Source organism: Actinomadura rudentiformis (genome assembly GCF_008923185.1).
In the GTDB taxonomy this organism is placed as follows: Bacteria; Actinomycetota; Actinomycetes; order Streptosporangiales; family Streptosporangiaceae; genus Spirillospora; species Spirillospora rudentiformis.
Window position 1 is genome coordinate 63,322 of record NZ_WBMT01000030.1, and the last position, 18,417, is coordinate 81,738.

The 18,417-nt window shown below is 70.0% G+C and carries 19 protein-coding genes; 13 read left to right on the forward strand and 6 right to left on the reverse strand.

Annotated elements, in window-relative coordinates:
• Positions 1 to 139 precede the first annotated feature (139 nt).
• Entirely contained in the window at positions 140 to 1,153 is a 1,014-nt protein-coding gene (locus F8566_RS45065; RefSeq protein WP_151569774.1) for a LacI family DNA-binding transcriptional regulator, read from the reverse strand.
• 282 nt (positions 1,154 to 1,435) lie between these two features.
• On the opposite strand from F8566_RS45065, the gene F8566_RS45070 reads away from it, so the two are divergent.
• The 7 genes from F8566_RS45070 (at position 1,436) to F8566_RS45095 (ending at position 9,187) form a co-directional block, all read left to right on the forward strand.
• On the forward strand, positions 1,436 to 2,686 hold the full coding sequence (locus F8566_RS45070; protein ID WP_151569776.1) for a sugar ABC transporter substrate-binding protein: 1,251 nt from the start codon (positions 1,436 to 1,438) through the stop codon (positions 2,684 to 2,686).
• A 217-nt stretch (positions 2,687 to 2,903) separates the two neighbouring features.
• Positions 2,904 to 3,743, forward strand: a complete 840-nt coding sequence (locus F8566_RS45075) for a carbohydrate ABC transporter permease (protein WP_225994105.1) — start codon at positions 2,904 to 2,906, stop codon at positions 3,741 to 3,743.
• A complete protein-coding gene (locus F8566_RS45080; RefSeq protein WP_151569780.1) occupies positions 3,740 to 4,558 on the forward strand; it encodes a carbohydrate ABC transporter permease in 819 nt (272 codons plus the stop codon). The genes F8566_RS45075 and F8566_RS45080 overlap by 4 nt, the downstream gene beginning before the upstream one ends.
• A gap of 151 nt (positions 4,559 to 4,709) precedes the next feature.
• Positions 4,710 to 6,464 carry an amylo-alpha-1,6-glucosidase gene (locus F8566_RS45085; RefSeq protein WP_225994106.1) on the forward strand — a complete coding sequence of 585 codons (1,755 nt, stop codon included), beginning with the start codon at positions 4,710 to 4,712 and terminating at the stop codon, positions 6,462 to 6,464.
• A gap of 15 nt (positions 6,465 to 6,479) precedes the next feature.
• Positions 6,480 to 6,656, forward strand: a complete 177-nt coding sequence (locus F8566_RS50615) for a hypothetical protein (RefSeq protein ID WP_192810215.1) — start codon at positions 6,480 to 6,482, stop codon at positions 6,654 to 6,656.
• A gap of 43 nt (positions 6,657 to 6,699) precedes the next feature.
• A complete protein-coding gene (locus tag F8566_RS45090) occupies positions 6,700 to 7,806 on the forward strand; it encodes an RNA-guided endonuclease InsQ/TnpB family protein (RefSeq protein WP_225994107.1) in 1,107 nt (368 codons plus the stop codon).
• Positions 7,807 to 7,981: 175 nt separating this feature from the next.
• Positions 7,982 to 9,187, forward strand: a complete 1,206-nt coding sequence (locus F8566_RS45095) for a CBM35 domain-containing protein (protein ID WP_151569782.1) — start codon at positions 7,982 to 7,984, stop codon at positions 9,185 to 9,187.
• A 104-nt stretch (positions 9,188 to 9,291) separates the two neighbouring features.
• On the opposite strand, the gene F8566_RS45100 is transcribed toward F8566_RS45095, so the two are convergent.
• Genes F8566_RS45100 through F8566_RS45120 form a run of 5 tightly spaced genes read right to left on the reverse strand, consistent with a single transcriptional unit; the run spans position 9,292 to position 14,332 of the window.
• Positions 9,292 to 9,723: an SMI1/KNR4 family protein gene (locus F8566_RS45100; protein WP_151569784.1), complete on the reverse strand. Its 432-nt coding sequence runs from the start codon at positions 9,721 to 9,723 to the stop codon at positions 9,292 to 9,294.
• A gap of 7 nt (positions 9,724 to 9,730) precedes the next feature.
• The gene (locus tag F8566_RS45105) at positions 9,731 to 10,948 is read right to left on the reverse strand and encodes an aromatic ring-hydroxylating oxygenase subunit alpha (RefSeq protein WP_151569786.1); all 1,218 of its coding nucleotides are present in this window, start codon (positions 10,946 to 10,948) and stop codon (positions 9,731 to 9,733) included.
• Entirely contained in the window at positions 10,945 to 11,733 is a 789-nt protein-coding gene (locus F8566_RS45110; RefSeq protein ID WP_151569788.1) for a nuclear transport factor 2 family protein, read from the reverse strand. Before F8566_RS45110 ends, F8566_RS45105 begins: the two co-directional genes overlap by 4 nt.
• Before the next feature lie 56 nt (positions 11,734 to 11,789).
• Complete coding sequence (locus F8566_RS45115) at positions 11,790 to 13,559, reverse strand: PEP-utilizing enzyme (RefSeq protein WP_151569790.1); 1,770 nt, start codon at positions 13,557 to 13,559, stop codon at positions 11,790 to 11,792.
• The gene (locus tag F8566_RS45120; RefSeq protein WP_151569792.1) at positions 13,553 to 14,332 is read right to left on the reverse strand and encodes an SDR family NAD(P)-dependent oxidoreductase; all 780 of its coding nucleotides are present in this window, start codon (positions 14,330 to 14,332) and stop codon (positions 13,553 to 13,555) included. The genes F8566_RS45115 and F8566_RS45120 overlap by 7 nt, the downstream gene beginning before the upstream one ends.
• Positions 14,333 to 14,591: 259 nt before the next feature.
• Between F8566_RS45120 and F8566_RS45125 the strand changes: the two genes are divergently transcribed.
• The 6 genes from F8566_RS45125 to F8566_RS45150 all read left to right on the forward strand — a co-directional run bounded on the left by F8566_RS45125 (position 14,592) and on the right by F8566_RS45150 (position 18,415).
• Positions 14,592 to 14,783: a hypothetical protein gene (locus F8566_RS45125; protein ID WP_151569794.1), complete on the forward strand. Its 192-nt coding sequence runs from the start codon at positions 14,592 to 14,594 to the stop codon at positions 14,781 to 14,783.
• A gap of 33 nt (positions 14,784 to 14,816) precedes the next feature.
• Positions 14,817 to 15,596, forward strand: coding sequence for an SDR family NAD(P)-dependent oxidoreductase (locus tag F8566_RS45130; RefSeq protein WP_151569796.1), 780 nt, complete (start codon positions 14,817 to 14,819; stop codon positions 15,594 to 15,596).
• Positions 15,597 to 15,604: 8 nt separating this feature from the next.
• Positions 15,605 to 16,375: a ThuA domain-containing protein gene (locus tag F8566_RS45135; RefSeq protein WP_151569797.1), complete on the forward strand. Its 771-nt coding sequence runs from the start codon at positions 15,605 to 15,607 to the stop codon at positions 16,373 to 16,375.
• A gap of 87 nt (positions 16,376 to 16,462) precedes the next feature.
• Positions 16,463 to 17,878: an aromatic ring-hydroxylating oxygenase subunit alpha gene (locus F8566_RS45140; protein WP_151569799.1), complete on the forward strand. Its 1,416-nt coding sequence runs from the start codon at positions 16,463 to 16,465 to the stop codon at positions 17,876 to 17,878.
• Positions 17,875 to 18,207 carry a 2Fe-2S iron-sulfur cluster-binding protein gene (locus F8566_RS45145; RefSeq protein ID WP_151569801.1) on the forward strand — a complete coding sequence of 111 codons (333 nt, stop codon included), beginning with the start codon at positions 17,875 to 17,877 and terminating at the stop codon, positions 18,205 to 18,207. The genes F8566_RS45140 and F8566_RS45145 overlap by 4 nt, the downstream gene beginning before the upstream one ends.
• Positions 18,197 to 18,415, forward strand: coding sequence for a transposase (locus F8566_RS45150; RefSeq protein WP_151569803.1), 219 nt, complete (start codon positions 18,197 to 18,199; stop codon positions 18,413 to 18,415). The genes F8566_RS45145 and F8566_RS45150 overlap by 11 nt, the downstream gene beginning before the upstream one ends.
• The last annotated feature ends 2 nt before the right edge of the window (positions 18,416 to 18,417 follow it).

An 18,417-nucleotide genomic window follows, 5' to 3' on the forward strand; every position in this document is an offset into this window, starting at 1 on the left:
TTCCCGCGACAGGGCAGCGGGTCAATGCCTCATCCAGAGTGATTGCGTAAACATGCCTTCCCCGAGCGAGCGGGACGTCGGCCTCGACGCCCCGCTCGGGCCGCGTTGGCTCGAATCGGTTCGATTCGTCGATGCGTGGTCAGCGGCCGGGGGCCGGGCCGGTGCTGGAGCGCAGGGAGATGGCCGGGGTCAGCAGCAGGTGCCGGGGCGGGGTGTCGGAGCGGGAGATCTTTTCGATCAGCAGCTCGACGGCGCGGGCGCCCATGTCGGTGGCGAGGACGTCGGCGGCCGTCAGCGGGGGGCGGAAGTTCTCGGCCCAGTGCTGAGCGGCGACGCCGGTGACCGAGAAGTCGCGCGGCACGACCATGTCGGCCTGTTCCAGGGCCCGCTGGATGCCGGGCAGCGCGGCTTCGTTGATGGTGGCCACGGCGGTGACGTCCGGTTGGGTCTCCAGGATCCGGCGCATGCAGGATTCGCCGGAGACGATGTCGTCGCCGCAGCAGACGTCGGTGCCGTCGATCCCGCGCTCCGCGACGGCCTCGGTGAAGCCGGTCAGCGCACGGTGGGCCGGGCCGTAGCCGGCCGCCGCCAGTTCGGCGGATCTGTTGATCAACGCGATGTGCCGATGCCCGAGGTCGGCGAGATGGTGCACGCAGCGGGCGATGAGGCCGGCGTAGTCGACGTCCACCCAGGTCATGTCGTCGGGCTCGGCGGTACGCCCGATGCCCACGAACGGCACCGCGGCCTGCTGGAGCCGGGTGACCCGTGCGTCCTCAAGGCGGATCTCCATGAGGATCACGCCGTCGACGCGGCGCCCGGTGACGACCCGTTCGAACGAGCGGTCGTGGTCGCCGCCGGAGGGCGACAGCAGCACGTCCAGGTCGGCGCGGGCCGCCGCGTCCATGACACTGGCGACGAAGTCGAGCTGCATGTCGGTCAGCCGCCGTCCCGCCGGCGGTATGACGAGCCCGATGGTGCGGGTCCGGCCCTCCTTCAACGCGCGCGCGGCGGCGTTGGGCCGGTAGTCCAGCTCGTCGATGACCTCCTGGATACGGCGGCGCGTCGCCTCCGACACGGCGCGCTTCCCGCTCAGCGCGTAGGAGACGGTGCTGCGCGAGACGCCCGCCCTACGGGCGATCTCCCCGATGTTCACATCGCTCCCCTCGCCGGTGTGCTTCCCGACTGAGTGTCGAATCGGTTCGCCAACGCTAGGCGTGGCTCCTTGGCCTGTCAACGCCGCCGACCAGCATAACTGGGCGATCTCAGCTCGAAGTATTGACTTGGATCACACTGCCATCCTACGTTCTGTCGAACCGATTCGCTCGATGGTGCGCAACACGGCGGAAACGGTCCGGAAACACGTCCGGACCGGTGCCGTGTCATCGGCCCCCGGCCTTGCGGGAGCGGCTCGGGTCTGCGCCTGAGGAGGAGAACCATGAACACAAGGATCGCGCGGCGCCGGACACTCGGGGCGGGTTTGGCCGCGCTCGTCCTGACGGGCGGGCTCGTCGCGTGCGGCGGCGGTGAGGGCGGGTCCGGCGGTGCCGGGTCGGGCACCTACACCATGTGGGACCCCTACCCGCAGTTCGATGACACGTCAGCCTGGGTGAAGCTGCTGAAGGACTGCGGCACCAAGGCCGGGGTCACGGTGAAGCGCACCGGTTACGACACCAGCGACCTGACCAACAAGGCGATGCTGGCGGCGCAGCAGGGCAACGCTCCCGACGTGCTCATCATCGACAACCCGGTCGTGTCCTCGCTGGCCGAGGCCGGCGTCCTCACCACCACCGAGGACGTGAAGATCGACACTTCCGCGATCGACACCAACCTGCTCGGTGCGGGCCAGATGGACGGCAAGACCTACGGCGTCCCCATCGGCGCCAACACCTTGGCGCTCTACTACAACAAGGACGTCCTGAAGAAGGCCGGGGTCGACATCGCGTCGGTCAAGGACTGGCCTTCCCTGAACGCGGCGCTGGCCAAGGTCAAGGGGGCCGGCAAGAAGGGCATCACCTTCTCGGCGGTCGGCACCGAGGAGGGCAGCTTCCAGTTCCTTCCCTGGTTCTGGGGCTCGGGCGCCGCGCTGACCAAGATGGACTCCCCGCAGGCCGTCGCGGCGGTGTCGCTGTGGACCGACTGGCTGAAGAAGGGGTACGCCCCCAACTCGGTCATCAACAACACCCAGACCACGAGCTGGCAGGAGTTCGCCACGGGGGACTACGCGTTCGCCGAGAACGGCACCTGGCAGCTGGCCAACGCCAAGAAGGCCGGCTTCGACTACGGCATCATCCCGATCCCGGGCGTCAACGGCGGCACCGCGCCCGCACCGACCGGCGGCGAGTTCGTGACCGTCCCGGTGCAGAAGCAGACCGGTCGCTACGCCACCTCCCTGAAGCTGATGGAGTGCCTGACCAGCACCGACAACCTGTTCGCCACGGACAACACGCTGTCCTATGTCGCCCCGACCGCGGCGGTGCAGGCCAAGCAGGTGGCGGCCAACCCCGACCTCAAGGTGTGGGTGGACGCGGTCAAGGCGGCCAAGGGCCGGACCGGCGACAACCTCGGCACCAAGTACCCGAAGATCTCCGAGCAGATGTGGACCGCGGTCCAGGCGGCGCTCAGCGGCAAGGCGTCGCCGCAGGACGCGCTGACCAAGGCGCAGACCGCGGCCGCGAACGCCCAGTGACCGTGGACGGGACATCGATCCGATGAACCACACGACACGGGCACGCTCACGACCGTCTGTGCGTGGCCTGGACGGGGAGGCCGCAGCCTCCCCGTCCCGGGTCCGCAAGCGGCGGGGGCAACACGGGCAACGCGGGCGGCAGCGGGCCATGCGGAGGCCGAGGGCCACGCGGCGGCCACGTGCCACGACGTGGGCAGGCTGGGCCTTCCTGGCACCGTTGACCGTCTACCTGCTCCTGTTCTTCGCCTACCCGCTCTACCGCAACCTCGACCTGAGCCTGCGCGACTACAACGTCCGTTCGTTCGTGCAGGGCGGCGCGGAGTTCGCCGGCCTGGACAACTACCGGAAGGTGCTGGAGGACCCGGCCTTCGTCCCCGCGCTGACGCACACGGCCGTGTTCACGGTGGTCTGCCTGGTCGTCCAGTTCACGATCGGGCTTGCGCTGGCGGTGTTCTTCAGCCGTTCGTTCCGCCTGTCGGTGACGCTGCGCGGGCTGTTCCTGGTGCCCTGGCTGCTGCCGCTGATCGTCTCGGCGTCCACCTGGGCGTGGATGCTCAACAGCGACTCGGGTGTGGTCAACTCCGCGCTGAGCCTGGTCGGGGTGGGCCCGGTCAACTGGCTCACCTCGCCGGACTGGTCCCTGGCCTCTGTGATCATCGCCAACATCTGGATCGGCGTCCCGTTCAACCTGGTCATGCTCTACAGCGGCCTGCAGAACATCCCGGCCCAGCTGTACGAGGCCGCAGCCATCGACGGGGCCGGCGGCTGGCGGCAGTTCTGGAGCATCACGCTCCCGCTGCTGCGCCCGGTCACCGCGATCACACTGCTGCTGGGGCTGGTCTACACCGTGAAGGTCTTCGACATCATCTGGATCATGACCAGGGGCGGCCCGGCGGACTCGTCGGCCACCCTCGCCACCTGGTCGTACCGGCTCGGCTTCGGCAACACGCTGCCCGCCTTCGGTCCCGGCGCGGCGGTCGGCAACCTGCTCATCGTGATCACCCTGATCGCGGGGCTGGTCTATCTGCGCGTGGAACGAAGGCGGTACGCGTCATGACCGTGACCAGAAGCTGGTGGAGGACGCTGCTCGGGCTGGCGCTCACGGCGGTCATGTTGTTCCCGGTCTACTGGATGATCAACGTGTCGTTCACCCGGGACCGGGACATGCGCAAGAGCCCGCCGAACTGGTTCCCCATGGACGGCACGCTCGACGGCTACCGGGCGGTCCTGGACCAGCAGCTGCCCTATCTCGGCACCAGCCTGCTCGTCGGGCTGGGCACGGTGGCGCTGACGGTGGCCATCGCCGCCCCTGCCGGGTACTCGCTGGCGAAGCTGCGTCCTGCCGGAGGCGGGCTGCTCGGGTTCGTGCTGCTGATCGCGCAGATGATCCCCGCGATCATCATGGCGATGGGCTTCTACGCCATCTACCTGAGGCTGGGCGTGCTCAACACCGTCGGCGGCTTGATCATCGCGGACTCCACCATCGCCGTCCCGTTCGGCGTGCTCGTCTACACCGCGTTCATGTCCGCGATCCCGGAGGAGCTGATCCAGGCCGCCAAGATCGACGGAGCGGGCGCGCTGCGCACGTTCTGGTCGGTGGTCATGCCGGTGAGCCGCAACGCCACCATCACCGTGTCGCTGTTCGCGTTCCTGTGGGCGTGGTCGGACTTCGTGTTCGCCTCCACCCTCGACGGGGGCGGGACGCTGCGCCCCATCACGCTCGGGATCTACCACTACATCGGCAACAACAACCAGGAGTGGAACGCGATCATGGCGACCGCGGTCGTGGCGTCGGTTCCGGCCACGGTGCTGCTCGTCATCGCGCAACGCTACGTCGCCGCGGGAGTGACCTCGGGGGCCGTCAAGGACTAGCCACCTGCCCACAGCCCCTCCGCCGAACGCAACAGCGCTCCTGGCCCAATCCCACCACGCCACAACGCGTTCGGTTCGGTTCAGCACGCCCGTGAACGTCACGCGCACACCCGCCCGGTCGCGCGTCGCCGCAGAAGTGAGAGTTCCCCCGATGACGTCCCCGATCACCGCCGTCCCCTCGTCCCCCTCGTTCTCCGTGGCCGAGATCCCGTTCAGCCATCACGGATCCTGGTTCGACATCTCACCCGTGATCGCCGAGAAGACCTACGCCGACGACCTGCACCTGGTCTCCCACCAGACCGGATTGCACCCGGTGCTCCGGCTCGTCCCCACCGACGGTGACGACCGGGTCGACGCCACGGTCACCGCGACCCCGGCCCTGCTCAGCTGGGTCCACGGCACGGGACGCGTCGAGCTGGCGTACGAGAACGCCGACACCATCCGGGTGCGCGGCCGCGCGCTGGGCATGCGGATCGTCGCGGCGAACCCGACCCTCACCCCGTTCAGCGGCCCCTACTTCTTCCGTGACCCCGTCGACGGCGCGTACGTGTTCACCCTCTACGAGACCGGACGCCGCTACCGGATCACTCCGATCGCCGGGCCGCCCGGCGCCGCTCCGGGGACGCAGGAGCTGGGCTCGGCCGAACGCGGCCTGGTCTTCCCCGCCGACCGGGAATGGGAGGTGGTGATCGAGGAGTACGAGACGGCGCGCCCGCCCTACACCCCACAGGCGCCGTTCGAGGAGGTCGCGCGCGCCGCCCACGACCGGTTCGCCGCGTTCACCGACGCGATCGCCCCCTGGCGCAGCGCCGCCACGCCCGCCGCGGAACTGGCGGCCTATGTGCTCTGGTCGGCGACGGTGCGCCCGGCCGGATTCCTGGCCCGGCCGGGCGTGCTGATGTCCAAGCACTGGATGGACAAGGTCTGGAGCTGGGACCACTGCTTCAACGCCATCGCCCTCGGAGAGGGAGCTCCTGGCCTGGCCGTGGACCAGTTCCAGCTGCCCTTCGACCACCAGGACCCCGCCGGAGCGCTGCCCGACTCGGTCACCCATTCGGAGATCCTCTACAACTTCGTCAAACCGCCCATCCATGGCTGGGCCCTGCATCACCTGCGCGAACGGCTCCCCGAGGACCTCGACCGGGACACCCTGGCGCAGCTCTACCAGCGGCTGGTCGCATGGACCGATTTCTGGCTGACCGCCCGGCGCGCTCCGGGACAGCCGCTGCCGCACTACCAGCACGGCAACGACAGCGGCTGGGACAACGCGACCACCTTCGACCCGGAGCGGGTCATCCAGTCCGCCGACCTGGCCGCCTTCCTGGTCTTGCAGCTGCGCTGCCTCGCCGTTCTGGCCGCCGACCTCGGCGAGGACGACGCGACCTGGACCGCGGCCGCCGACCGGCTGCGCGGCGACCTGATCGACCGGCTGTGGGACGGCGACGCCTTCACCGCCCGCGGTGTCGGCACGGGGCGTACCTGGGCCACCTCCAGCCTGCTGGACCTGATGCCGATCGTGCTCGGCGAGGAGCTGCCGCGCGAGGTCGCCGCCGTGCTGGCCGGACGGATCAAGGCGCACCTCACCGACTACGGGCTGGCGACGGAGCTGCCGTCCTCGCCGCACTACCAGCCCGACGGCTACTGGCGCGGCCCGATCTGGGCGCCCGCCACCGTTCTCATCGAGGACGGCCTGCGCCGCGCCGGGTTCACCGAGCTCGCCGACGACGTCAGCGCCCGGTTCCGCGCCCTGTGCGAGAGGTCGGGATTCGCCGAGAACTTCGACGCGCTCACCGGCGCGGGTCTGCGGGACCGCGCCTACACCTGGACCGCCAGCGGTTACCTCATCCTCGCCGCCGCCCATGAACGGCGCCGCGCGGATGCCCCACCCCCCACCACGGCGCCCTAAGGAGGACACGCGCCCATGTCCAGAGGAAGACCCTTCGCGGCCTGGCTCGCCACGGCCGGGCTGCTGCGCACCGTCTGCACCAAGGCGCAGGACGGCCCGCAGCACCCGGGCGCGGACGCGCTCGAGCGCCGCGGCAGGGCCGCAGCGGCCCGCACGATGATCACGGGCGTGATACAGGTCACTACTTGGTGACATTGAGTAAAATTATTGATGCGGTTCGTTACGTTCGGTTGTCGTGAAGTTGGTGGTGCAGGTGAAGCTGCTGCCGACGCCCGAGCAGGTGGCGGCGCTGGCGGTGACCCTGCATACCGTCAATGTGGCGGCGAACTGGGTGTCGGCCCGGGCGTATGAGAGCCAAGTGTTCTCCCGCGCGAAGCTGCAGAAGGCCGTGTACGCGGAGTTGAAGGCGGCGGGGTTGTCTGCGCAGCCGACACTTCACGTGATCCGTAAGGTCGCCGATGCCTACAAGACCCTGCACGCACTGCTCGATGCCGGGCTGCTGGGCAAGGAGGGGTCCAAGCGGCGCCGTAAAGCTGTGTCCAAGCCGATCGCGTTCCGCCCGAACGCGGCCCATCCGTTCGATGACCGGTGTCTCAGCTGGCAGTACGACGCCCGCACCGTGTCCATCTGGACGACGGCGGGCCGGATGCAGGGCATCGCGTTCACCGGGTCGGCCGCGCAGCTGAAGACCCTGGCCGAGCACCGCAAGGGCGAATCGGATCTGGTGTTGCGGGACGGCATGTGGTTCCTGCACACCACTTGCGAGGTCCCCGAGCAGCCGCTCAACTCCGACCCGGCCGACTGGCTCGGCGTGGACCGGGGGATCGAGAACCTGGCCACCACCAGCGACGGGGACAACTTCCAGGGCAAGGCGCTGAAGCGGTACCGGCGGGCACAGGCGCGCCGCCGTGCCGAACTGCAGAAGAAGAAAGCCGCCGGGTCCCGCTCGGCGGCGCGCAGGCTGGCCAAACGCACGCAGCGTGAGTCCCGGCACGCCACCAACACCAACCACATCATCTCCAAGCAGATCGTGGCCGATGCCCAACGCACCGGACGCGGAATCGCCATCGAGCAACTCGATGGGATCCGCGACCGGGTCCGGCTCAAGCGGCACCAGCGGGCCACGCTCTCGAATTGGCCGTTCCACCAGCTCGGCACCTTCCTGGCGTATAAGGCCCTGCGGGCCGGGGTGCCGTTCCAGCAGGTGGATCCGCATTACACCTCGCAGAGCTGTCCGAACCCCTGGTGCGGGCACATCTCCCGAAAAAGCGCCCCGCCCGGGGCACCTTTTTGTGCGTCGCGTGCGGGCTCGCTGGCCTGGCCGACGACATCGCCGCCGTGAACGTCCGCAACCGGGCGCGCACGGCGTGGGCATTTGTCACCATGCCCGACCCCAACCCCGAGCCAACCGGCCGGGACCAGGGTGATGCGCCCCCAGCACGGCAGCCAGCCGCGAAGGGGAGCGCGACGAAGCGTGAACACCGAGTCCTCAAGCTCAGTCGTTCACGGCCGAGAAGGTGACCTACCACACCTCGGTGCCCGGCCTGCGCACCGGATCGGACCTCGAACTCAAATTCAAGGTGTCCGCTCCGCAGGACGGCACCTACGACCTGAGCGTGTTCGCGAACTCGCTCAACACCTTCCCTGCGGTCAAGGAGCAGGGCCCGACCAACATCTTCATGCGCGTCGACGGGAAGGACGAGCAGGAGCTCTCCATGCCCCTGGGCTACAAGTGGGTGGTGTGGGACCACGCCGACACCAAGGTCAAGCTGACCAAGGGCGATCACGTGATCTCGCTGGCGGCGCGCAGCCTGGACGGCGTCCGCACCACCAAGGGCGACGCCATCATCGACAAGATCGATCTGTCCCTGCCCGACCCGGCGGCGACGCAGTCCCTCTACGAGGCCGAGTACGCCGACCTGAAGGGCGCGAGCCCGGACTACACGGTCAACAAGGCGTCGTCGTCCGGCGTCGCCATGCTCGACAAGGGAGACACCGCCACGTTCTGGGTCTACTCTCCCCGCGACGGGGAGGCGACGCTGCACGCCGACACCTTCGGCGGCGGCTGGGCCGAACTCGTGGCCAACGGCCGGAAGGTCCGCAACCTGGCCGCCTCGGCCAAGGCCAAGGTGTTCCTGACCGGAGGCGTCAACAAGATCACTGTGACCGGGACGTTCGGCCGCCTGCGCCTCGACAGGCTGCGCGTCCAGCACACCGCAGGCGCGCTGACGACCACCTGGTACGAGGCCGAGAACGCCCAGCGCGCCGGAACGGCGCAGGTCATGGCCTCCTCTTTGGCCAGTGGAGGCAAGGCCGTCACCGCCATCGGCGGCGACCGGGACAACGGCAACACCCTGACCTTCAACGCCACCGCCCCGAAGGCCGGGCGGTACGCGCTGACCGTCCGCTACTCCAACCCGGAGCAGTCCCCGGCCACGCACTACAACCCCGACCCGCTGGCCCGGCACGCCGACATCACCGTCAACGGCACGATGCGGCGGGTGCTGTTCCCCCACACCTTCCACGCCAACAACTACTGGGAGCAGACCATCCAGGTGGACCTCAAGGCGGGCGCGAACACCATCTCGTTCGCCTCCGAGGAACTGCCCAACTTCGACGGTAAGACCTACATCTCCGATGTCTTCCCGGACGTCCTGCTCCGCTCCGAGCACGCGCCGAACATCGACAAGATCGGCATAACCCCGTTCACCGACCAGAACTGAGCGACCAGATCGCGAGGCGCTCCACGCTCCGACCGAGGGTGGAGCGCCTCAGCGTCGCGATACGGGGTCACACCTGGATACAGGGGGCCACCTGGATACGGGGGTCACACCTGGATGCGGCCGGTGAGCCATGCCTCGATGAAGTGCTCCAGCGACGGTGCGATCGGGCGGCGATTGTCGGTCCGGTGGTCCCAGACGAAGATGTCCGGCCTGCCCTCGGGGACGAGGGCGTAGGCGAACAGGCTGCCGTCCCCGGGAACGTCGGAGAAGAACAGCAGCTGGTCAAACGCCATGTAGAGCCGTTTGAGGGCGGGGTAGGTGCGCATCTCCAGATTGCCCTGGACAAGCTGTTCGGCGGAGAAGATCAGGTTGTAGCCGTTGGCGTCGATCACTCCGTCGGTCTCACCGAGCAGCTTGCCCAGGTCGTTCGGGAGCAGGTGCCCCAGGGACTCCTCTGCCCGGTGCAGTGCCTGTTCCGTCGCTGGAGAGGCGAACCGGGCTTGGGAGGTGTGTTGTTCGATCAGCTCGCGCCACATTCGCGCATCATGACGAAAGCGCGCCTGTGCCGTCCAGTTTCCGGCCGTCCATGAGGCCGTTGAGGGCGCGGTGGAAGTGCTGGACGCCGGGTTCGTTGCGGCCGAAGACGTAGTCGGTTCCGGACAGCGCCTCCATGCCCCGCTGGACGCCCTCGCCGGTCAGGTAGTCCTCGTCCAGCACCACGTCGTGGAACCAGTCGCGGGCCTGGTCGGCGGACTTGATCTCCTCCTCGGTGGACGGCGGCTCGTTCAGCAGGATGAGCTGGTGGGTGTGGGACTCGCCGACGTGGCGGCCCGGGAACACCAGGGAGACTGCCGTCTGGTGGCGCAGGCCGCCCGCGATGGCCAGGCCCGGGAAGATCCACAGAATGGGCCCGGTGCAGGTCGCCGGATCCCACGTCTCGGGGGGCCGGGACACCGCCCCGGCGATGGGCCGCAGCGCGAACACGTTGCGCTGGTGCGGGCCGTAGGCGTCGAACGCGGCCATGTTCGACAGGTTCGTCTTGAAGACCGTGGTGCGGTGCAGGGAGGCGAAGTGGTAGCCCTCCAGGTAGCCGTCCACGACCACCTTCCAGTTGGGGCCCTTGATCAGCCGGGTGGAGTGATGGTGGCGGGTCTCCAGCCGCAGCGCCTCCAGCAGCGGGAGCGTGTCGCCCAGCCAGGCGTCGAGTTCCAGCTCCAGGCCGGGGGTGAGGCAGACGAAGATGATGCCGGCCCGTTCCTCCACCGGCAGCGCGATCAGTGAGCGCTCGGCGCGGTCGACCGGGCCGAAGGTCTTCTCGCCGTACACGCCGGTCAGGCATCCCCGCAGGTCGTACGACCAGGCGTGGTAGGGGCAGGTGAGGTGGCGGGCGTCGCCGGTGCCCGGGCCGACGATCTCGGCGCCGCGGTGCCGGCAGGCGTTGACCATGGCGTGCGCCCGGCCGTCGCCGTCCCGGGTGATCACCACGGGGATGCCGGCGGCCTCGATCGCCTTGTAGGAGTGCGGTCCGGGAAGCTCGCACGACAGCGCCAGCGGAAGCGGAATCCGCCGGTGGACCTGTTCGATCTCAGCGCGGAACAGGTCCGGGTCGGCGTAGTTGCGCACCGGCTCGCGCCACTGCCCGTCGGCGAGATCGGTGGTCTTGTCCCGGTAGTGGCGGACCAGCCGCTCCATCACCCGCAGGGCATCCGCGTGGGCGGCCCCGTCCAGTCCGGTGCCGGGGACATAGGTCGGTGTGGTCATGACGACTCCTTCGCATGGGGTTGCCGGGACGAGCTCATCGGCTCGCCGTCCACCACCCGGTAGCGGTACAGGCCGCGTCCGATCCTGGTGAGCGACGCGCTGCGGGCGCGGAACGTGGCGATGTGCTCGGTCGCCAGGTGCTCGTCGAGGCTGGCGGCGTTGCGCCAGCGTTCGAACACGTGCAGGCGTCGCGGATCGCCGGGGTCGGGGGTCACCGTGTAGGCCAGGCAGCCGGGCTCGGCCAGCGTCGGCCCGGTCGCCTCGAGGAAGCACTCCAGCGCGCGGTCCCGGTCCTCGAGCGCCCAGTCGATCCAGCCCGCCACGATGACCTCTTCGCCGGACCCCGCGCGGGGGAGCGCGGGGGCCGTCTCGTCGCGCCCGGCGACCTGCAGTTCCCGGGTCGCGATCAGCCACCGTCCGCCGGTGCGGATGAGGCGGTCGACGTAGCGGCCGTGCAGGACCGTCTCCCCGCCGTCGGGGCGGCGATGCCAGGCCCGCACCGTGGTGATCGCGTTGGCGGCGTCGGGCCCGTCCGGCGTGACAGCGGGGAGGCCGAGGAGGTGGCTGGTCGCGGTGTAACGTTCCAGCGCCGACCGCAGGTACTTCAGCAGCTCCTCGCGTCCCCGCAGGGGTGTGTCGCGCGCGTACCGGACGTCGCAGTCGGGAGTGAACCGGTCGGCGAGGTCGTCCGGACGGTTCTCGTCGGCGAGGCGGGCACAGTCGGCCAGCACGGCGCAGACGGCCTGCCGGAGTTCCGCCCTCGCGGTGGGGGTGGGGGCTTCCATCTCAGTCCGTCCTCCTGCAGGGTTCTCCGACCAGGGCGTCGCCTCCGGATCGTCTCTCAGATGAGCTGGGGGGCCGGCTCGTCCACGGTGACCCGGCCTGCGTCGCCGTCCACCGTGACCAGCATCCCGTCGCGCAGGCGCTCGGTGGCGCCGGTCGCCGAGACGACGCAGGGCAGGTCCAGCTCACGGCAGACCACCACGGCGTGGCTGTTGGTGGCGCCGACGTCGACGACGACCGCGCCCGCCACCATGAACAGGGGCGTCCACGCGGCGTCCGACAGCGGCGCCACCAGGACCTCACCGGGTTGCAGCGCCGACAGGCCGGCCAGGTCGCGGATGACGCGCACCCGGCCCTGGTACGTGCCGTGCCCGCCGGGCACGCCGGTGAGCAGGTCGCCCTGCGCGAGCGCGGTGGTGGCGACCCTGTCGCGGCGTGGCCAGGACGACAGGGGCGGCACCTCGCGGGAGATGATGAACGGCGGCTCGATCTCGTGCAGCGACCGGTACTCCCGCAGCCGCCGGGCGATCACCTCGGCGAGGCCGTCCGGGTCGGTCAGATAGTCGTCGAGCTCCGGCTCCAGCAGCATCATCACGTCCGCCGGCTCGGCGAACCGGCCCGCCCGCACGCCCCGCCGGCCGAGCTCCAGGGCGGCCATGCGCACCTCGTTGATGAACGTGACGGCGTTGGTCTTGGTGCGTTCCCGGGCCGGCATGAACAGGTGCGCCGACCGCAGTGCGGCCTCGAACTGGCCGAGCGCCTCCGGGTCGGCCTCCAGCGCCGCCCGCACCTCGCCCGCCGCCGCCTCCCGGCGCTGCCGCAACCGTTGGTGCCGGACGTGCGGGGAGGCGTCCTCCGGCGAACGGCGCAGCCGGTCCAGCAGGGCCGGCACGAGCGCCGGCTCGCTCTCCCAGGAGGGCGAGTGGATGTCCCACTCGTTGGGGCCGCGGCAGCCGAAGCGGTGCAGGAACCGGTCGAGCTCCTTGCCGAACACCGCGGCGTCCGAGCCCGGCTCGGCCGATTCCAGCTCCGCGGCGAACGCCTTGGCGCCCTCGTCCATCAGCGCTGTCAGCGCGGGGGAGGCGGCGATCCGCCGCCCCAGGTCCCACAGGGCGAACGAGGGGGCGGCCGAATCGACCTCGCCCCAACCCGAGAGCAGTTCCAGCAGGAGGTCTTCGCGCCCGATGCTGGCCAGGATCTGCCCGATCACGGCGGGGGCGACGGTGGAGGCCAGCGTGCTGTAGTCGTGCCGGTAGAAGGCGTTGTCCAGCTCTGGCAGGAAGGAGCGCATCCGGGCGACCAGTTCGGCGTCGGACAGCGTGCCCAGGTCGGGCCGGGCGTCGCGGGCGGCCTGGGCCCTCTCGCGGTCGGCGTCGATCTCCGGGAACGCCTCGGCCGTCATCGCCCAGACGATCCCGGCGGCGGCCTTCTCGGCGCATTCGGCGGACTGGTCGCCGGCTTGCGGCTCGTAGGGCGGCACGTCCGGGTGGCTGCCCAGCAGCGCGGCGTCGAACGCCTCGACGGTGGAGCCCATCCGGATCGCCATGAGCCGCATGTGCGACAGGTTGAGGTAGAAGTAGCCGCCGAACATCCCGGCGACCTGTGGCCGGTCGGTGTCCAGTTCGTGCGGCAGGTCGACCCCGAAGTCGATGAACCCGCGCCGCCAGCCCTTGAGCAGGCCCTGCTCGAAGACCAGGGTCCAGCCGAGCGGGCTGGCCGGGTCGGGCAGGACCTCGCCCGCGTTGGCACGGGTGTAGTGCGGCAGGCGCTCGCTGACCCGCCAGTCGGTGACGAAGGAGTCGGCGATCTCACCGGGACGCGTCACCATGCGGCGGTCCCTCCGTCCACGTTGACCAGCGTGCCGGTGATGCCCGCGCCGTTCTCGCCGGCCAGCAGCACCGCCATGGCGGCCACCTGCTCCACGGTGTTCAGCTTCTTGATCATGGATTCCTGGGCGTACCCGTCCAGGAACTGCTCGTAGGTGATGCCCTGGGCCTCTGCGGCGACCGGTCCGGCGTCCTTCATCAGGTCGGTCTCCACCGCCCCCGGGCAGATGGCGTTGCTGGTGATGCCCATCGGCCCGTACTCGAACGCGACCGCCTTGGTGAAGCCGTTGATGGCGTGCTTGTTGGTGATGTAGTGGCTGACCGCCGCCTTGGTGGCCTGCTTGCCCTCCACCGAGGAGATGTTGATGATCCGGCCGTGCGAGGCCGCGACCATGTGGCGCAGGGCCCGCCGGGTGCCCCAGAAGGTCGCGTTGAGATTGAGGGCCAGGGCGTTGTCCCACGCCTCGTCGCCGAGCTCGTGGACAAGGGCGAAGCCGTCGGAGCCGCCGGCGTTGTTGACCATGATGTCCAGCCGCCCGTAGGTGCGGGCCGCGAAGTCGACCAGGTCCTCGACCTGCTCCCGGACGCGCACGTCACAGCGCTGGAAGGCGGCGCCGTCACCCGCGTCGAGCTCGTCGAGCGCCTGCTTGCCCTTGTCCTCCGACCGGCCGCCCATGACGACCTTGGCGCCCTCGGCCGCGAACGCCCGGGCGATGCCGAAGCCGATTCCCCGGGTGCCCCCGGTGATGACGGCGACCTGTCCTTGTAGTTGCACGGTTGGCTCCCTAGCGGTGCGGTGAGCGGGGACGGTTCTCCACGTCGGGCGGAGTGTGCGGGGCGCGTCGGCGATGAGTATGACCTCAGTCACAGCGACTGTGCAACGGTTGGAAGCACTAGAAACTAAATCCAGTATCTAGTTACTGATCGAGATCGCACCTCGGTGACCTGTGATGATCGACGCTCGCGGAACGGTGAGAACTGAGATCGAGTGCATGAACTTGTGGGGCCTCCGGGTCTGTGCGACGGTTTGTCGCGTGTTCGCGGCCATCGAGGTTGTGGTCTCCCCGTTCCTGTGCCGGCGCCTGGTCGACCACCAGGTCATCAGCCCCGCCGACGTGGAACGCCTGCACGCCGACGTCCTCCGCCGCTTCGGCGCCCCGGGGTTCGCGGAGGAGGCTGGACGTCCGCCCCGCTGGTCACTGGACGTCCGGCCCGCTAGTTACTAAAGTCGCTCATAAGTAACTAGCGAGGAGGCGACGATGGATCTCGGACTGGCCGGCCGCAGGGCGCTGGTGACCGGGGCGAGCCGTGGCATCGGCCGCGCCATCGCCGAGGTCCTGGCCGCGGAGGGATGCTCGCTGGCACTGTGCGCCAGGGGGCGCGAGGACCTCGACAAGGCGCGCGCCGAGCTGGAGGCGGGCCCGCTCCAGCGCCATGGCGCCGCGATCGTGGCCGAGGCCGTGGACGTGAGCGACGTCGAGGCGCTCAGAGGCTTCGTGGACATCGCGGCCGACCGGCTCGGCGGCCTCGACATCGTGGTGTCCAACGTGTCGGCCGGCAACACCAAGGGCGACGACGCCTGGGGGCAGAGCTTCCGCGCCGACCTGCTGGCCTTCGCCGAGCTCGCCGCGGCCGCCGTGCCGCACCTCGAGCGCGGCGACTCGCCCGCCATCGTGGCGATCGGCACGACCAACGCCTCCGACACCGCCCGCCCGGCCGGCCCCACCCCGTACTCGGCCGTCAAGGCGGCGGTCGTGCAGCACGCCTCCGCCCTGGCGCACTCGCTCGCCCCCAAGGGCATCCGGGTCAACACCGTCTCCCCGGGGCCGATCGACTTTCCCGGAGGCCCGTGGGAGCAGATCAGGCAGGCGCGGCCCGCGGTGTACGAGGAAGTGCTGGGCAAGCTGCCGATCGGCCGGTACGGAGCCGCCGAGGACGTGGCCAACGCGGTGGCCTTCCTGGCCAGCCCCCGGGCCGCCTTCGTGGTCGGGGCGAACTTCGTGGTCGACGGCGGGCTCCTCACCCGCGTCCAGTACTAGGACGGCCGGTGGGTCCCGGCGGCAGGCTCGACGCGGTCCTGGTCTGCGGCGGGCGGTGGCACGACTTCGACCACGCACGGCTCCGCCTGCTGACAGAGCTGGCGCGGCACGAACGCGTGCGCACCAGGGTCTTCGAGGACTACGGCTTCGGCGGAGCCCTGAACGCCCCCCTGGACACGGCGGACCTCCTGGTCACCTACACCTGCGACGTGCGGCCGGCGCCCGGGCAGCAGGACGCCCTCACCGAGTTCGTCGCGCGCGGCGGGCGCTGGCTCGCGCTGCACGGCACCAACGCGGCCATCGACGCCCCGCCGGACGGCGGCCCTCGCATCTTCCGGACGCCTCCGGCGTTCGGGCAGGTCGAGACGGTGCTGGGCAGCCGCTTCCTGAGGCATCCCAAAATCACCCCCTACCGTGTCGAGGTCACCGACCCGGCGCATCCCCTGGTGGCGGGCATCGAGCCCTTCGACGTGCGCGACGAGCTGTACGTCAGCCGGCTGCACGAGCCGCTCCGGGTCCTGCTGCACACCACCTACGAGGGGCCGTGCCCGGGCTTCGAGGAGGGCCACGACGGTGGCGATCCGCTGCGGCCCGTCCTCTACCTGCGGCGGCATGGGGCCGGCGAGGTCTGCTACTTCACCCTCGGGCACTGCCGGGGCCGGTTCGACGTGCAGGACCTCGGCGTGGACGACACCGGGCGGATCGACCGGGGGAGCTGGGACGTCCCGCAGTTCCAGACGGTGCTCGCCCGGTGCGTCGACTGGGCGGCCGGCGGCTGACCGGGTGCGTGCCGCCGCGGGTTTCCTTGCCGGACCCCGAGGTACTTACTAGAATCCGTCTATAGTTGCTTCGGCGAAGGAGAACCGATGACCACTCCGCAGGAGCCGGGCTCGGCCCGCTGCCCCGGGCCTAGCGTCCAGGACTATCTCGACCGGGACAGTCGTCCGGTGCCCGCGGTGCTGCGCTACGAGGCCAACGACTTTCTTGGCAGCGAGGACATCGACGTCGAGCGGTTCGTCTCCCCCGAATGGGCCCGGCTGGAGCAGGAGCGGCTATGGCGGCGGGTCTGGCAGTTCGCCTGCCTGGAGGACGAGATCCCCGAAGTCGGCGACCACGTGGTCTACGAGATCGGCACCGACTCGATCCTCATTGTGCGCACCGAACCCGGCGAGCACGGCCAGGACATCCGCGCGTTCGTCAACGTCTGCCTGCACCGCGGCCGCAAGCTGCGCACCGAGGGCGGCAACGTGCCGGAGTTCCGCTGCCCGTTCCACGGCTTCACCTGGAACCTGGACGGCTCGCTGAAGAACCTGCCCTGCGCCTGGGACTTCCCGCACGTGGAGCTGGAGAAGTTCACCCTGCCCGAGGTGCGGGTGGACACCTGGCGGGGGTTCGTGTTCATCAACATGGACCCCGCCGCCGAGCCGCTGGCCGACTTCCTGGGCACGTTCCCCGAGTACTTCGTCTGGCCGCTGGAGGATCGCTACAAGGCGCTGCACATCGCCAAGGTCCTGCCGTGCAACTGGAAGGTGGCCCAGGACGCCTTCATCGAGTCCTTCCACGTCATCGCGACGCATCCGCAGCTGCTGCCCTGGCTGGCCGACGCCAACTCCCAGTACGACGCCACCGCCGACCAGCCCAACTGGAGCCGGATGATCAACATCCAGGGCGCGCCCAGCCCGCACGTCGCCGGGACGGTGACCGAGCAGGACGTGCTGGAGACGTTCTACTTCTCCCGCTCGTTCTACGCCGCCAGCCAGGGCCGCGACCTGCAGGCGGCGGACGGGGAGATCCCCCAGGTCCCCGAGGGCGGCACCGCCCGCGCGGTGCTGGCCGACCAGATGCGCACGCAACTCGCCGCGGCGACCGGGCGGGACTACTCCGCGACATCCGACAGCGAGCTGCTCGACGCCGTTCACCATCTGGTGTTCCCCAACTTCCACCCGTGGGGCGGTGTGAAGAGCAACATCGTCTACCGGTTCCGGCCCGACGGGCTGGACCCGGACTCCTGCATCGCGGAGATCATCTACATGTCCGCCTACCCGCCGGACGGGCCGAAGCCGGAGCCCGCCAAGATCCGATGGGTGCCGGATGACGCGCTGTTCGCCGACATCCCCGAGCTCGGCCTGGTCGGCCCGGTCTTCGACCAGGACGTCGAGAACCTGCCGCATGTGCAGACGGGCCTGAAGTCCCTGCGCAAGCCCGGGATCACGCTGAGCAACTACCAGGAGAGCCGTGTCCGGCACTTCAACCGCACCCTGGACACCTGGATGGAAAGGTGACCGGGACGGTCGTCGTCCAGCCGGCCGGGGTGGAGATCGTGGTCGAGGACGGCGAGTCGCTGATGCGGGCCGCCGAACGCCTGGGCTACCGGTGGCCGACGATCTGCGGCGGCCAGGGCACCTGCCGCACCTGCTTCGTGCAGGTCGACGAGGGCCTGGCGCACTGCTCGGGGATCGGCGGGCTGGAGCGCGAGGGCATCGCGGCGCTGCGCAGGCCGGTCGACGGGCGCACCAGGCTGGCCTGCCAGCTGCGTGTCACCGGCGGCCCCGTGACGGTGACCAGACGCGGCGTACGCCGCCGGACCGAGGGGGAACAAGGTGTCGGCTGACAAGGAGGTCGTCCACCCGCTGACCAAGCAGGTGTACCGTCTCACCCCCGAGGGCCTGGTCGAGGTGTACGACCCGGCCACCGGCCTGCGGGGCCTGTTCGACGAGCGCGGCCAGTGGCAGTCCGGCGAGCTGCGCTATGCGGACCTGCAGATCGCCGGCTGGGTCGGACGGCTGGCCAGACGCAACCCCCTCCCGGAGGAGCCGTGACC